The organism is Vibrio sp. YYF0003, from assembly GCF_036350715.1.
In the GTDB taxonomy this organism is placed as follows: domain Bacteria; phylum Pseudomonadota; class Gammaproteobacteria; order Enterobacterales; family Vibrionaceae; genus Vibrio; species Vibrio natriegens.
The window spans coordinates 109,399-124,767 of the sequence record NZ_JAZDWA010000005.1; the positions used below are offsets into that span (position 1 = coordinate 109,399).

Genomic DNA, 15,369 nt, shown 5'->3' on the forward strand with positions numbered 1-15,369 from the left:
TTCAGCAAGGAGGAAGCGGCATGACACAATTAACAGTTAAAGCACTGAGTGATGAGATTGGTACGCCAGTCGACCGCTTGATTGAACAACTTGCTGACGCTGGCATTAAAAAGGCGAGCTCTGACAATGTTACTGATGAAGAGAAGCAGCAGCTTCTCTCTCATCTGAAAAAAGAACACGGTGATAAGTCTGGCGATTCAGAGCCTACTCGCCTTACGCTACAGCGTAAAACTCGTAGTACACTTAGTGTAAACGCGGGTGGTGGTAAGAGTAAGAATGTTCAGGTTGAGGTGCGCAAGAAACGTACATACGTGAAGCGCAGCACAATTGAAGATGAAGCGAAACGTGACGCTGAAGAAGCGGCAAAACGTGAAGCAGAAGAAGCAGCAAAACGCGCAGCTGAAGAAGCCGCAAAGCGTGAAGCTGAAGAAGCTGCAAAACGTGAAGCTGAAGAAGCTGCAAAACGTGACGCTGAAGAAAAAGCGAAACGTGAAGCTGAAGAAAAAGCGAAACGAGACGTTGATACGAATGCACAACGTGAAGCTGAAGAAAAAGCGAAACGTGATGCTGAAGAGAAAATTAAGCAAGAAGCAGCGCGAAAAGAGGCCGACGAGCTTAAACGTCGTCAGGAAGAAGAAGCTAAGCGTAAGGCTGAAGAGGAAAGTCAGCGCAAGCTTGAAGAAGCTCGCGAATTGGCTGAAAAGAATAAAGAGCGTTGGTCTGCTGCAGAAGAGAAAAAGGGTGATATGGAAGATACAGATTACCATGTAACGACTTCACGATACGCACGTGAAGCGGAAGATGAAGCAGATCGCAAAGAAGAAGCTGGTCGTCGTAAGAAGAAGAAAAAACCTTCTCAAAAGGATGATCAAGCTCGCAATGGTGGTCGTACCCAACGTGGCGGTAAAGGCGGTCGTAAAGGCAAGCTAGCTAAGCCAACATCAATGCAGCATGGCTTTGATAAGTCAGCAACAGTTGCTAAACAAGATGTTGTGATTGGTGAAACTATCGTCCTATCAGAACTTGCTAACAAGATGTCTGTGAAAGCAACAGAAGTTATCAAAGTGATGATGAAGATGGGCGCAATGGCGACTATCAACCAAGTTATCGATCAAGAAACAGCTCAGCTTGTGGCTGAAGAAATGGGTCACAAAGTTGTTCTTCGTAAAGAGAACGAGCTAGAAGAAGCGGTTCTATCTGACCGTGACACGAATGCAGAAGCTGTTCCTCGTGCTCCAGTTGTAACTATCATGGGTCACGTAGACCACGGTAAAACATCAACACTGGACTACATCCGTCGTACACACGTTGCTTCAGGCGAAGCGGGTGGTATTACTCAGCACATCGGTGCATACCACGTTGAAACTGAAAACGGCATGATCACGTTCCTTGATACTCCTGGACACGCGGCGTTTACTGCAATGCGTGCTCGTGGTGCTCAAGCGACAGATATCGTTGTACTTGTTGTTGCAGCAGATGATGGCGTAATGCCACAGACAGTAGAAGCTATCCAGCACGCGAAAGCGGCAGGCGTACCTCTTATTGTTGCAGTGAACAAGATCGATAAAGAAGATGCTAACCCAGACAACGTTAAGAATGAGCTAGCTCAATACGACGTAATCCCTGAAGAGTGGGGCGGTGAGAACATGTTCGTTCACATCTCTGCAAAACAGGGTACAAACATCGACGGTCTACTAGAAGCAATCCTTCTACAATCTGAAGTTCTAGAACTTACAGCAGTAAAAGAAGGCATGGCATCTGGCGTAGTTGTTGAATCACGTCTAGATAAAGGTCGTGGTCCAGTAGCAACAGTACTTGTTCAGTCTGGTACGCTAAACAAAGGCGATATCGTTCTTTGTGGTCAGGAATACGGTCGTGTTCGTGCAATGCGTGACGAACTAGGTCAAGAAATCACAGAAGCTGGCCCGTCTATCCCAGTTGAGATCCTAGGTCTTTCTGGTGTGCCTGCATCAGGTGACGAAGCAACAGTAGTACGTGACGAGCGTAAAGCGCGTGAAGTTGCAAACTACCGTGCTGGTAAGTTCCGTGAAGTGAAACTTGCTCGTCAGCAGAAATCTAAACTAGAGAACATGTTCTCTAACATGACTGCTGGTGAAGTTGCTGAATTGAACGTAGTTCTGAAAGCAGACGTACAAGGTTCTGTTGAAGCTATCGCAGACTCGCTACTTAAACTGTCAACTGACGAAGTTAAAGTGAACATCGTTGGTTCAGGTGTTGGTGGTATTACTGAGACTGACGTAGTACTAGCAGAAGCTTCAAATGCAATCATTCTAGGCTTTAACGTACGTGCTGATGCATCTGCTCGTCGTGCGGTTGAAGCAGCAGCTGTTGACCTACGCTACTACTCAATCATTTACCAATTGATTGACGAAGTGAAACAGGCAATGGGCGGTATGCTTGCTCCAGAATTCAAGCAAGAGATCATTGGTCTTGCTGAAGTACGTGACGTATTTAAGTCACCGAAACTGGGCGCAATCGCTGGCTGTATGGTTACTGAAGGTCTGATTAAGCGTAACAACCCTATCCGTGTTCTACGTGATAACGTTGTTATCTACGAAGGTGAACTAGAGTCACTACGTCGCTTTAAAGATGACGTTCAAGAAGTTAAGAATGGCTACGAGTGTGGTATCGGCGTTAAGAACTACAACGATGTTCGCGTTGGCGACCAAATCGAAGTATTCGAAATCGTTGAAATCAAACGTACTCTAGACTAATTGACTAAGATTACTCATATTGTCTTTGATAGATAAGTAGTAATTGGTTGTTGAATACACCATGGGGGGCTGGCTTAGACCAACCCCCCATTCTTTCTATATAAGAGAAAAGATATGTCAAAAGAATTTAGCCGCACGCAGCGCGTTTCACAGCAGCTGCAAAAAGAACTTGCCATGATCCTGCAGCGTGAAGTTCGTGATTCACGTTTGGGTATGGTTACTATTTCAGATGTTGAAGTATCTCGTGACCTCGCTTATGCAAAAGTATTTGTTACTTTCCTATGTGTAGGTGAGCAAACACCAGAATCATGTCTAGCAGCGCTCCGTGAGCATGAAGTGCATATTCGCATGATGCTAGGTAAGCGTATTCGTCTGCGCCTTACTCCAGAAATTCGCTTCCACTACGACAATACTCTTGTTGAAGGTATGCGCATGTCTAACCTTGTGTCTGAAGTGGTTAGTGCAGATAAGCAAAAGCAAAAAGATTCTGGTCGTGAGGACGAAGAATAATGGCTCGTCGTCGTAAAGGTCGTCCAATCAATGGCGTTATCCTGTTAGATAAACCTACAGGTATCTCATCTAATGATGCGTTGCAAAAAGTGAAGCGCATTTACTTTGCTGAAAAAGCGGGTCATACGGGTGCATTGGATCCTCTAGCGACGGGCATGTTGCCGATCTGTTTGGGAGAGGCAACAAAGTTTTCTCAGTTCCTATTGGATTCAGACAAGCGCTACCGAGTGATCGCGAAACTGGGTGAACGTACCAACACATCAGATTCTGATGGTGAAGTTGTAGAAACTCGTCCGGTCGAAGTGGATCTTGAGAAGCTAGAAGCGTGCATTGACAAATTCCGTGGTGAATCGGATCAAGTACCTTCAATGTTTTCAGCGTTGAAATACCAAGGTAAGCCGTTGTACGAGTATGCGCGTAAAGGAATCGAAGTTCCGCGCGAATCTCGTAAAATCACGGTCTATGAAATCATCCTTCATCGTTTTGAAGGTGATGAAGTCGAGATGGAAGTACACTGTTCAAAAGGTACATACATTCGAACCATCGTTGATGACCTTGGTGAAATGCTAGGCTGTGGCGCTCATGTCACTATGCTTCGCCGTACTGGTGTTGCTAAGTACCCATATGAAAAGATGGTTACGCTTGAGCAACTTAATGAGTTACTGGAGCAAGCACACCGCCAAGAGGTCGCGCCACGTGAGCTTTTGGATCCGCTGCTTATGCCAATGGACACAGCGGTAGAAGATCTACCAGAAGTGAACCTGATACCAGAGCTTGCGGACATGGTTCAACATGGTCAACCGGTTCAAGTAAGTGGTGCTCCTACCGAAGGTTCTCTTCGCCTTACCATGGGAGAAGAGCGCTTATTCATCGGTGTTGGCGAGATGAACAACGACGGAAAAATCGCACCAAAACGTTTGGTGGTTTTTCGTGACGAAGAGTAATTTCGCACTACTTGAAAAATACCGGCCTTAGCGCCGGTATTTTTTATTGCGTGAATGCGGAAACTTCCCTATAATTCGCGCTTCTCGTGTCGGCTGAATCAGAGATTGGCTGGCACAAATATTAACTTACTCTTATTAGGAGAGAATTATGTCTCTGAATGCAGAAACTAAAGCAGCAATCGTAGCAGAATACGCACAATCTGAAGGCGACACTGGTTCACCAGAAGTTCAAGTAGCTCTACTTACAGCTTCTATCAACCACCTACAAGGTCACTTCAAAGCGCACAAAGGCGATCACCACAGCCGTCGTGGTCTTCTACGTATGGTTTCTCGTCGTCGTAAGCTTCTAGATTACCTAAAAGGTAAAAACCTAGCTCGCTACCAAGACCTAATCAAGCGTCTAGGCCTACGTCGCTAATCAGCGACTGCTTAGCAGTTTGTCGAAAAAGGGGCTTTATGCCCCTTTTTTGTTGCCTAAATTTAGCCAAATCATCCTTAAGCCGTTATAATACTGGCGGCTTAATCTTTTGATGCGGTTCTAGATAAGTGAATGGTCACTGTTTAGAACAGTACATCAGATTTTTCACTAAACTCTTTGCATTACAGTCAACCTCGTCGACCAAAAGGTCGCGGCTATTAAAAAGAAATTTGTTTGAGTTTCTTTTCACTAGTCGCGATTCGTAATGCCTTGAGTGTTTATTAACACACCTAAGCGGCTGATTGTCAGCGCGTTTAGAAACAAGGAATAACAATGTTCGAAAAACCAGTTGTTAAAACGTTCCAGTACGGTAACCACACGGTTACTCTAGAAACTGGCGTTATCGCACGTCAAGCTACAGCAGCAGTTATGGTTACAATGGACGATACAGCAGTATTCGTTTCAGTTGTAGGTAAGAAAGAAGCAGTTGCTGGTCAAGACTTCTTCCCTCTAACAGTAAACTACCAAGAGCGTACTTACGCTGCAGGTAAAATCCCTGGTGGTTTCTTCAAGCGTGAAGGTCGTCCATCTGAAGGCGAAACGCTAACAGCTCGTCTAATCGACCGTCCAATCCGTCCGCTATTCCCGGATGCATTCAAAAACGAAGTACAAGTTATTGCTACGGTTGTTTCTGTAAACCCTGACGTTCAACCAGATATCCCAACAATGATTGGTACTTCTGCGGCACTAGCTATCTCTGGTATTCCATTTAATGGTCCTATCGGTGCAGCACGTGTTGGTCACATCGACGGTCAACTTGTTCTTAACCCAAGCCAAACTGAACTAGATGCATCTCGTTTGGATCTTGTTGTTGCGGGTACAGAGTCTGCAGTACTGATGGTTGAGTCAGAAGCTGACAACCTAACTGAAGAAGAAATGCTAGCAGCGGTTGTTTACGGTCACGATCAACAACAAGTTGTGATCAACGCAATCAACGAATTTAAAGCTGAAGTTGCAACTCCAGCTTGGGATTGGGTTGCTCCAGAAGAGAACACAGTACTTAAGAACAAGATTGCTGAACTAGCAGAAGCTAAGCTTGTTGAAGCTTACCAAATCACTGAGAAGATGGCTCGTTACGACCGTATCCACGCGATCGCAGCAGAAGTTAATGAAGTGCTACTAGCTGAAGATCCAGAAGCGGACACGAAAGAAATCCACACTATCTTCCATGACCTAGAGAAGACAGTAGTACGTCGTAGCATCATCGCGGGTAACCCACGTATCGATGGTCGTGAGAAAGACATGGTTCGTGCGCTAGACGTACGTACTGGCATTCTTCCACGTACTCACGGTTCTGCTCTATTCACTCGTGGTGAAACTCAGGCGATCGTTACAGCAACTCTTGGTACGCAGCGTGACGCGCAAATCATTGATGAGCTGACAGGTGAGCGTAAAGATCACTTCCTACTACACTACAACTTCCCTCCATACTGTGTAGGTGAAACTGGTTTTGTAGGTTCTCCAAAGCGTCGTGAAATCGGCCACGGTAAACTAGCTAAGCGTGGTATCGCAGCAGTAATGCCATCTGTTGACGAGTTCCCATACACAGTTCGCGTTGTATCAGAAATCACTGAATCTAACGGTTCATCTTCAATGGCTTCTGTATGTGGTACTTCTCTGGCTCTTATGGATGCTGGTGTGCCAATCAAGTCTTCTGTTGCGGGTATCGCAATGGGTCTTGTTAAAGAAGGCGACGATTTCGTTGTTCTTTCTGACATCCTTGGTGACGAAGACCACCTAGGTGACATGGACTTTAAAGTAGCAGGTACTAACACTGGTGTTACTGCACTTCAAATGGACATCAAGATCGAAGGTATCACTAAAGAAATCATGCAAATTGCGCTTAACCAAGCACAAGGTGCACGTAAGCACATCCTATCTGTAATGGATGAAGCGATTTCTGGTGCTCGTGATGATATCTCTGAGTTCGCTCCGCGTATTCATACAATGAAGATCAGCGCTGAGAAGATCAAAGACGTTATCGGTAAAGGTGGTGCAGTTATCCGTGCTCTAACTGAAGAGACAGGTACAACTATCGAAATCGAAGACGACGGCACGATCAAAATTGCAGCGACTGAAGGAGCAGCAGCGAAAGAAGCGATCCGTCGCATTGAAGAGATCACTGCTGAAGTTGAAGTTGGCCGTATCTACACTGGTAAAGTGGCACGTCTGGCGGACTTTGGTGCATTCGTAACAGTACTTCCAGGTAAAGATGGTCTAGTGCATATTTCTCAAATCGCAGAAAAACGTGTTGAGAAAGTGTCAGACTACCTAACTGAAGGTCAGGAAGTTCAAGTTAAAGTTCTTGAAATCGACCGTCAGGGACGTGTACGTCTAAGCATGAAAGAAGCAGTAGAAAAGCCAGCTGAAGAAGCAGCGGCTGAAGCACCTGCTGCTAAAGACGAGTAATCTAATACTCGACTTTCGGTCTTTTATTAGCTTAAGGGCCTGAAAGCATGCTATAAAAGGGGAGCAATTTTGCTCCCCTTTTTTTGTTTTGTTTCGAGGCGTTTACCCTCAGGTGAGGCAATTTATTCTACTATTGCATATAAAGATAAGGCATAAGAGAAACAGACTCGGAGCAGTCCAAATTAGGAGTATCAATTAGTGAAATGGTTTCAAACCGCAAGTTTATGTGTTGCTATCGTACTGACCGGTTGTGCAAATACTTCTCAGCAATCGGCCATGCAGTGGGTTTACCCACCAATGGCGGTACCTCTGCAACCTAGCGTGCAGCAAGAGGTGCAAATTGCGCGTTTATCTCAGCTTCTTCAACGCCCTGATCTGAGTGATGAAGTTCGTGCAAAAATGCACTATGAGCGCGGCAATTACTATGACAGCGTTGGCTTACGTGACCTTGCTCGTTTGGATTTCAACCAATCTTTACAATTGAACCCTGCTCAACCTGATATCTTCAATCTATTAGGGGTTTACTTTACTCAGGTTGGAGAGTTTGATGCCGCTTATGAAGCCTTTGATTCAACCTTAGAACTGGCTCCTGATAACACGTATGCCGAAAGAAACCGTGCTATCGCGTTGTATTATGGCGGCCGGATTGAACTCGCTCTGGAAGACATGAATAAGCACTATGAAGAGATGCCAAGCGATCCATTTCGTGCGTTGTGGCTTTACATCATTGAAGCTGAACAGGATCCGGAGCAAGCAAAAGCGAATCTGCAGAAGCACTATCAACGAGATCGAAGTGAAGAGTGGGGATGGGTCTTAGTGGCCATTATGCTGCGTGACGTTTCAGATGAGCAAGCGCTGAAATTGATCATGGATGGTACACGAGAGAACTACCGTCTTGCTGAGCGACTCACGGAGACTTACTTTTACTTAGGGAAGCGTCATCAGCTGCAAGGCGATTTGGCGAGTGCAATATCACTGTATAAATTGGCGATATCCTTCAACGTTTATGATTACGTAGAGCATCGGTACTCATTTCTCGAGTTAGCTCAGATTTATGAGCAGTTGCAGCAGGACAGGATGGCTAAGCTGAAAGCTGAGCAACAACCAGATAACTAGTCTAAAGCCGCTCACTGAGCGGTTTTTTGATGCTGTCGTGACTCGACGGATGTTCTTTTCCGGTAAGTAAAGGCGAGTGTCTTCTCTGGTTAGTCTTACTTGATTAGAACTCATCACGTTTGCTGTTCGTGTTTTGTTATACATGTTTTTGTCCAGACAGAACAAAATAATTATTAATATTAATTGGTTAGCTTTGCTAACTGCTGGTGGTTGTTATGCAAGGCTCGATATATAGACAGTTTTGGAAGTACACGATTCCAACCGTTGCTGCCATGTTGGTGAATGGTTTGTATCAAGTGATCGACGGCATTTTTATTGGCCGCTATGTTGGTGCTGATGGGCTGGCTGGAATCAACGTGGCGTGGCCTGTGATTGGGACAATCTTAGGCGTCGGCATGATGGTTGGCGTCGGTACGGGGGCTCTTGTTTCCATCAAGCGTGGTGAACAAGACCAAGAAGGTGCCAAACGCATTTTATCTACCGGGTTATTATTACTCGCCGCATTGATGCCAGTCGTTGCGATGGTTCTTTTCTACTTTTCGGACGATTTTATTCGTTGGCAAGGAGCGCAAGGTCAAGTATACGAGCTAGGTCTACAGTACTTACAAATATTGATTGTGTCGTGCATATTCACGCTTGGATCGATCGCTGCGCCATTTTTATTGAGAAACGATGATAGCCCTAACTTAGCCACGATACTGATGGTGACAGGTGCTGCGATAAACATATCGCTAGATTATGTCTTTATTGCTTGGTTGGGCTGGGAGTTGACCGGAGCTGCCATTGCAACCGCGTTGGCACAGATGGTCGTGACGGTTCTTGGTATTGGTTACTTCTTCAGTTCTAAAGCCAAGCTGCGCTTACGTTTTAGCGATTTGCAAATACAGTTTGAGTTCGTGCCTAAGGTCGTGATGATCGGAAGCTCGAGCTTTTTTATGTACGCTTACGGCTCGATCATGGTGGCACTGCATAATTCGTTGTTTGCTCAATATGGTAGTGCGTTATTGATCGGTGCGTATGCGATTCTCGGTTATATCGTCACGGTTTATTTCTTAGTTGCAGAGGGCATTGCTAATGGCATGCAGCCTCTGGTGAGCTATAACCATGGGGCGCGTAATCCGCAAAATATTCGTAAGCTGCTAAAGATAGCCATGGGCACCGCGGTGCTGGGAGGCTTTGCTTTTGTTTCCTTGTTGAATGTTTTCCCTTATGAGGTCGTTTCGGTCTTTAATAGCTCGGATCAGCAGTTAATTGAAAGTGCAGTGATGGGTATCCGCTTTCACATGTTTGCCTTGTTCTTAGATGGTTTCTTAATGGTCTCGGCCGCGTATTATCAGTCGATGAATAAAGGCAGTAAGGCGATGTTCATTACAGTTGGTAATATTATGGTTCAGCTACCATTTCTGTTTATCATGCCTAAAATATTCGGCGTGGTGGGGATTTGGATTGCCTTCCCATTGTCAAACATTGCGTTAAGTTTGGTGGTAATGAGTATGTTGTGGCGTGATGTGAAGAAGTTGCTCAGTGAGAGCCCAGTTGAACCTAGCATGCAATCGTCTTGACAGAAACAAGCAAAATAAAGCGAGGCATTGACCTCGCATTATGTATATCTAGAGTCAGATATTTTTGACGTCCAGACCGGCTAGTTGGTGCCAGTAACCATTGCATTGACGGTCTTCGAGTTTCTGAGGTTTTTCGCCCTGTTCATTGGCACGGAATTGATCTAATTCCGATAGAGTGCTGATACCAAGTGGGCTAAGTCGTACCACATCCACTAATCCCTGCATGCCGGGTAAGTCATTGATTAAGTTGTAGCAGTAACCAGATTGAGTTTGGATACCATTAAGGTTGAAAACTTCCTGGCCCTCTTGGCTGCTTACCTGAATGCCTGTTGGGTACTTAATGCAGCAGGTCTCGCAATCGTCTTTTGCACGGTTCTCAGCGCGCGCCGTAAAGCAACGAGCCGAGTAGGCCAGTGGCAGATAGCCATGGCTGAACACTTCCACTTCAAATTTATTGCGGATACCAAGACTCTCACATTGCGCTAATGTATCACGTAACCAATCACGCGACAGTTCCACAGGCATACACCAGCGCGTCATACCCTGTTGCAGGAATAGGTTTAGTGTATGGGCGTTATAGGTATTAATGGCTGGACCAACAATAAACGGCACTCGGTGCTCTGCGGCTAGCTGAACCGCAGAAACATCATTGGCCTCAATCGCGAAATCACCATTATCGATGTATTTCTTCATGATGTTGACTTCACTTGGTGCTTCCAGCAACGCCATTGTTGATAGCACGACCTGTTTACCCGCAGCGGAGAGTTCTTTTGCGATATCAAACCAATGGGCTGGTTTCATTTCTCGTCGTTTAGAGCAGACCGTTTCACCTAGATAGATGATGTCCGCGGTACTCTCTTTTACTTGCTGATAGAACGCTTCCACATCTTGTTTTGGCCAGAAATAGAGTAATGGACCAAGTGCGTATTTCATTGAATTTTCCATTTTTACCTCTACTGCCATTGGCGGTGATAAGCGCCTAATGTGGTTTGCGTGCCTTCTGATACGTTAGCTAACGTTGCATTCCAGGCTTCTTCCACTTGGTACGCGGCAGGGTTTGCCTGATAACGGTCAATCGCAGCTCGCCAAGTGCGAGTTACTTGTTCTACGTAAGCAGGGCTTCGCTGACGGCCTTCAATTTTTACTGACGCAACATTGGCTGCAAACAGTTCCGGAAGCATAGACAGCGTATTCAGGCTGGTTGGCTCTTCCAGTGCGTGGTAGCGCTTTTTCTCACCTTCGATTTCCGCTTCAAAGCGGCCTTTACATAAGGTCGGATAACCCGCGTTTTCCCCTTCGCTGTAACGGTCAATCAGAATGTTATTGAGTCGCGATTCCAAACCTTGCTCGGTCTCTTGCCAGCGTACGTATTTTGCTGGTGAGCAAGCGCCAACGGTATTCGGTGATTCACCCGTCATGTACGACGATAAATAACAGCGGCCTTCAGACATGATGCATAAACTACCAAAGGCAAACACTTCTAGCTCTACATCGCTGGTGATATTACGCGATAACTGTTTAACCTGATGAATAGACAGGACTCGTGGCAGCACGACACGTTTAACGTTGAAATTCTGTTTATAGAACTCAATGGCTGCCACATTGGTGGCTGAGGCTTGTACTGATAGATGAAGCTCTAACTCTGGGTATTTTCGCGCCGCATACTCCAATACCGCGATGTCAGCGACGATAAGAGCATCAACGCCCAATGACGCGGCGTTGTCTACGGCATTTGTCCAGCGTTCAAAACCATTTGGATGGGCAAATGTGTTGAGCGCTACGTGGATTTTTTTGTTGCGGTCGTGAACGTATTGCACCGCTTTCTCTAGCTTCTTGCCATGAAAGTTTAATCCAGCAAAGTGACGTGCATTGGTATCGTCTTTAAAGCCGATATACACGGCATCTGCGCCACAATCAATAGCAGTCTTTAATGCAGGCAGGTTGCCCGCAGGACACAAGAGTTCCATATGCTCATAATCATTGAGAAAAAGGTGTTCGCATTTTATGAAGGATTATGAATAGCAAAATTGACCTAAGTTAGGTTTAGCTCAATAAACTCAATATTTACTCTTTGGGAGTAACGAGTTAATTCTTGTGACGACGATTTTGCACAAAGAGCTCTTCAATTTCGTGTTTAGGTTGTGGGCGGTAAAAGTGGAAGCCCTGAATCGAGTGACATTGCAGGTTAGAAAGCAGCGTCGCTTGCTGATGGGTTTCGACCCCTTCCGCGACCACGGATAAATCTAAGGATTTACCCAGGTTGATGATGTTTTCGATAACGGTTACTTGTTTAGGCAGTGTGTCAATATCACTAATAAAAGCGCGATCTATTTTGAGCTCATCAATAGGGAAGCGGGCTAGGTAAGAGAGAGACGAGTACCCGGTTCCAAAGTCATCAATCGACAGGGCAAATCCCAGTTTTTTGATGGCGTTTAGCATTTGCAATGTATGTTCACTGTCGCTCATTACGGCGCTTTCTGTTAGCTCAAACGTAATACAGCTTGGATCCAGCTCTGTCGTGCGCAGTAACTTTTCCATAAAGTCGATAAGTTGTGGGTTGCCAAACTGCTCGGGAGATAAGTTAATCGCGACACGCCCTGGCAATACACTTTGCTGCTTCCAGCGTTTTACTGTATTGAAAACATCACGCATCACCACTCGTCCAAGGTGCTCGATTAACCCAGCTCGTTCGGCGACGGGAATGAATGCGCCAGGGCTAATATAGCCCTCGACCGGGTGTTTCCAGCGCACCAGTGCTTCTGCACCGTTGATACTGAAATCGCGCGCGTTTACTTTTGGTTGATACCAGACTTCCAAACCATTTTGCTGCAGTGCTTTTTGTAGCTCAATTTCCAGCCACAAACGCATGCGCGCTTCTTTATTCATTTGATCGTTGAATTTGATCAGTCGGTTTCGCCCGCGATCTTTCGCCTCGTACATAGCAGTATCGGCGTTTTGCAGCAAAATTCGGGCATCTTGGCCATCTTCTGGATAGCGGACACTACCAATTGAACAAGCAAGACGTTTACTAAAGTGATGTAGATCGAAAGGCTGGTTGATCAGAGAGATAATGCGATCCGACAGAATTTCAGCCATTCGCGCATTTTCAGGCTCAGGTAACAGAATACCGAATTCATCACTCCCCAGGTGCCCAAGAATTGCCTGACTTGGTAATAATCGCTTCAGGCGTGCTGAGACCTCTTGGATCACTTTGTCACCAATATGATGGCCCAGTGAATCATTGATATTTTTAAAGTTATCGATATCCAGATAGAAGAGCAGTAGTGGTGTCTGCTTTTTGATCAGTTGTTCCAGGCGTTTAGTAAAACCAAAACGGTTGTACAACTTGGTCAGGGAGTCAATATTCGCATCTTCACCCAAAGACGCCGATAAATTCTTGGGTGCATTGTCGGCATCCTGAATCAAAATGATTTGTGAGGCACTACCCAGAATGGCCGTTGAATCAGCATGAAGCTGTACTTTACGCTCAAATCCACATCGCGCGCTGGTTAGGCAAATAAAAGGTTTATCAGAAATCAGTGTACTTAAAGGGTGGCCGAAGACTTTTTTAGTATTTTCATCAATGAACAAACGGCTAAGCTTTTCACCAAGCAGATCATGCGGTGAGTTTATCCCGAGCAACCTTGCCGATGCTGGATTCGCCGAAATAATGACATCTTCTTCGATAAGTAATAAACCATCGGGCAAAAGTTGGGTGAGTTTGGCAAACTTGCTCTCGGACTCTTCTAGGGAGCGGACAAGAATTTGTTTCTCTGAGGTATCGACAGCATGAAAAACTACATGCCGGATTTCGTTACCTTCATAGACTGGCGACAAACTAAAATGCAGGCTGGTTTCTAGATCCGTTTCATCCAGAGTAATCTCGGCTTCTATATGCGTACCATCGAAAGCGCGTTGATAATAAGGTGCCAGCTTTTTATAAAACTGCTCTCCCAAAACGTGAACATCGTTGAGTCCGATGATCTCTGCATTACTCAATCCGGCGATATCACAATAGCGATCACTCACCATTCGATAATTGTGTTTTTTATCAAGGATGGCGAAAAAGAAAGGGCTATTTGAGGTTAGCGTGGCAAACCAATGTTGTAATTGCTGGGAAGGCATTAGGTTGTTACCGATCTCCGATGAGCCAGATTGCTCGCCCGTTTTAAACGTGCTAGTTGAAAAAAGTTGCTACGGTGACGTTCAACGAGTTAACCGACCACCATTCGTTAAGTCATTGACTTATTTGAATTGAGTTGTTAATTGCCACCAAAATACGGTCGTTCACTATAACTTTGAAAATAGAGTTGTTAAAGCGTTTATCTCATTGTTCTCATCAATAATACACGTAAGGTCAAAAAACGAAGCATTTTTGGTCATCTGAAAACAAGCTGTTTATTGATGCATAACAGGAATCAGTTTCACACAATTGCTTAATATGATCGCCCTGATGATAAAGTAACGGATAATGAACGTGTTAAACAAGATTCGCAGTCAACTAGTCAAGAACGCAGCCAATATCTTGCGCTCTCCAGTCCAGTTATTACCTCAAACGGTTCAGAAAAAAGCCCTACTTGAAGGTTTGAAAATGATATTCAAAGAGGCGCTGGAAGATGGCGATTTTGAATTTCTGGAAGATAAGTGGTTAAAAGTTGCGATTAAAGACTTGAATTTAGCATGGTACATCAGCTATCAAGATGAAAACTTACTTGTTGCTGAAAAACCAGTTCAGGAAGATGTGAGTTTTAGTGGTAATCTAAACGACCTAGTATTAATTGCTGGTCGTAAAGAAGACCCTGATACGTTGTTCTTCCAACGTCGCCTTTCTATTGAAGGGGACACTGAGCTTGGCTTAGAAGTGAAAAACTTAATGGACAGTGTGGACTTAGAGCAGTTACCAAAAGCCATGCAAGTCGCTCTGAATCAATTGGCGGATTTTGTCCAAAAAGGGGTTCAAGAGCCTGCACAACAACCCGGAGTAGCGAATGCTTATTCGAACTGAAGCCCCTGCGGACATTCTAACCATTGACCGCTTATTGAAACACGCTTTTCCAACAGATGCAGAAGCTAATTTAGTGATGCGTTTACGTGAAAATGGCAAGCTGACCTTGTCATTGGTGGCGTGTACGGATGAGGGGGAAGTTATTGGTCATGCTTTATTTAGCCCAGTTACCTTAAATGGTGAAGATTTGTCATGGCAAGGACTCGCGCCATTAGCGGTACACGAAGACTATCGACGTCAAGGTATCGGAGCCGAGTTGATCAAAGAAGGCTTCGACTCTTTGCGTGATTTTGGTTATCCGGTATGTGTCGTGCTTGGCTCGCCAGATTACTATGCTCGTCAGGGCTTTAAAGCTTGTGATGAGATGGGGTTTGAATGCGCATGGGAAGTGCCTCAAGGTGCGTTCCGTATTGCTGAAGTTGTTGAAGGCCAATGTGCAGGACGTTCTGGTCGCATTGATTATTCGCCTGAGTTCGACGACTTATAAGCATCTGAGCAGCTGGTGGTTATGAACCGGCTGCTTTTACAATCGCTGTAGTAAATCGCAAAGTGATGGCTTTGCTATACGTATTAACGTCGAATTCTAGTTAAATCTTTTCCTTTCTTTTTA

Annotated in this window: 12 protein-coding genes; 9 read left to right on the top strand and 3 right to left on the bottom strand. The window is 45.2% G+C overall.

The genetic code is table 11. From position 1 onward, the window contains the following. The first annotated feature begins 20 nt into the window (after window positions 1-20). The 7 genes from infB to V1U08_RS15325 all read left to right on the top strand — a co-directional run bounded on the left by infB (window position 21) and on the right by V1U08_RS15325 (window position 9,754). Window positions 21-2,735: a translation initiation factor IF-2 gene (infB, locus tag V1U08_RS15295; protein WP_014232885.1), complete on the top strand. Its 2,715-nt coding sequence runs from the start codon at window positions 21-23 to the stop codon at window positions 2,733-2,735. A 114-nt stretch (window positions 2,736-2,849) separates the two neighbouring features. Next, window positions 2,850-3,245 carry a 30S ribosome-binding factor RbfA gene (rbfA, locus tag V1U08_RS15300; protein WP_014232884.1) on the top strand — a complete coding sequence of 132 codons (396 nt, stop codon included), beginning with the start codon at window positions 2,850-2,852 and terminating at the stop codon, window positions 3,243-3,245. Next, on the top strand, window positions 3,245-4,189 hold the full coding sequence (gene truB / locus V1U08_RS15305; protein ID WP_243974628.1) for a tRNA pseudouridine(55) synthase TruB: 945 nt from the start codon (window positions 3,245-3,247) through the stop codon (window positions 4,187-4,189). The genes rbfA and truB overlap by 1 nt, the downstream gene beginning before the upstream one ends. Window positions 4,190-4,337: 148 nt before the next feature. Then, window positions 4,338-4,607 (top strand): 30S ribosomal protein S15, encoded by a 270-nt coding sequence (rpsO, locus tag V1U08_RS15310; protein ID WP_014232882.1) that lies wholly within the window; start codon window positions 4,338-4,340, stop codon window positions 4,605-4,607. 333 nt (window positions 4,608-4,940) lie between these two features. Beyond that, complete coding sequence (pnp, locus tag V1U08_RS15315; RefSeq protein WP_014232881.1) at window positions 4,941-7,076, top strand: polyribonucleotide nucleotidyltransferase; 2,136 nt, start codon at window positions 4,941-4,943, stop codon at window positions 7,074-7,076. Window positions 7,077-7,274: 198 nt separating this feature from the next. Then, window positions 7,275-8,192 carry a lipoprotein NlpI gene (gene nlpI / locus V1U08_RS15320; protein ID WP_330470953.1) on the top strand — a complete coding sequence of 306 codons (918 nt, stop codon included), beginning with the start codon at window positions 7,275-7,277 and terminating at the stop codon, window positions 8,190-8,192. 215 nt (window positions 8,193-8,407) lie between these two features. Then, window positions 8,408-9,754 (top strand): MATE family efflux transporter, encoded by a 1,347-nt coding sequence (locus V1U08_RS15325; RefSeq protein ID WP_330470954.1) that lies wholly within the window; start codon window positions 8,408-8,410, stop codon window positions 9,752-9,754. Window positions 9,755-9,808: 54 nt separating this feature from the next. Here the strand turns inward: V1U08_RS15325 and V1U08_RS15330 are convergent, their stop codons facing one another. The 3 genes from V1U08_RS15330 to V1U08_RS15340 form a co-directional block, all read right to left on the bottom strand. After that, window positions 9,809-10,687 (bottom strand): U32 family peptidase, encoded by an 879-nt coding sequence (locus V1U08_RS15330; protein ID WP_330470955.1) that lies wholly within the window; start codon window positions 10,685-10,687, stop codon window positions 9,809-9,811. Between the two features lie 20 nt (window positions 10,688-10,707). After that, window positions 10,708-11,721, bottom strand: a complete 1,014-nt coding sequence (gene ubiU / locus V1U08_RS15335; RefSeq protein ID WP_014232877.1) for a ubiquinone anaerobic biosynthesis protein UbiU — start codon at window positions 11,719-11,721, stop codon at window positions 10,708-10,710. Between the two features lie 118 nt (window positions 11,722-11,839). Further along, window positions 11,840-13,879, bottom strand: coding sequence for a sensor domain-containing protein (locus V1U08_RS15340; protein WP_020333899.1), 2,040 nt, complete (start codon window positions 13,877-13,879; stop codon window positions 11,840-11,842). Between the two features lie 352 nt (window positions 13,880-14,231). Here V1U08_RS15340 and ubiT point away from each other — a divergent pair, with 352 nt between their 5' ends. Further along, window positions 14,232-14,759 (top strand): ubiquinone anaerobic biosynthesis accessory factor UbiT, encoded by a 528-nt coding sequence (ubiT, locus tag V1U08_RS15345; RefSeq protein WP_014232875.1) that lies wholly within the window; start codon window positions 14,232-14,234, stop codon window positions 14,757-14,759. Beyond that, window positions 14,743-15,246, top strand: coding sequence for a GNAT family N-acetyltransferase (locus V1U08_RS15350; protein WP_014232874.1), 504 nt, complete (start codon window positions 14,743-14,745; stop codon window positions 15,244-15,246). The genes ubiT and V1U08_RS15350 overlap by 17 nt, the downstream gene beginning before the upstream one ends. Window positions 15,247-15,369 lie beyond the last annotated feature (123 nt).

Coding starts and splice junctions, on each gene's coding strand:
- infB (WP_014232885.1), top strand. CDS start 21: ATGACACAATTAACAGTTAAAGCACTGAGTGATGAGATTGGTACGCCA.
- rbfA (WP_014232884.1), top strand. CDS start 2,850: ATGTCAAAAGAATTTAGCCGCACGCAGCGCGTTTCACAGCAGCTGCAA.
- truB (WP_243974628.1), top strand. CDS start 3,245: ATGGCTCGTCGTCGTAAAGGTCGTCCAATCAATGGCGTTATCCTGTTA.
- rpsO (WP_014232882.1), top strand. CDS start 4,338: ATGTCTCTGAATGCAGAAACTAAAGCAGCAATCGTAGCAGAATACGCA.
- pnp (WP_014232881.1), top strand. CDS start 4,941: ATGTTCGAAAAACCAGTTGTTAAAACGTTCCAGTACGGTAACCACACG.
- V1U08_RS15325 (WP_330470954.1), top strand. CDS start 8,408: ATGCAAGGCTCGATATATAGACAGTTTTGGAAGTACACGATTCCAACC.
- V1U08_RS15330 (WP_330470955.1), bottom strand. CDS start 10,687: ATGAAATACGCACTTGGTCCATTACTCTATTTCTGGCCAAAACAAGAT.
- ubiU (WP_014232877.1), bottom strand. CDS start 11,721: ATGGAACTCTTGTGTCCTGCGGGCAACCTGCCTGCATTAAAGACTGCT.
- V1U08_RS15340 (WP_020333899.1), bottom strand. CDS start 13,879: ATGCCTTCCCAGCAATTACAACATTGGTTTGCCACGCTAACCTCAAAT.
- V1U08_RS15350 (WP_014232874.1), top strand. CDS start 14,743: ATGCTTATTCGAACTGAAGCCCCTGCGGACATTCTAACCATTGACCGC.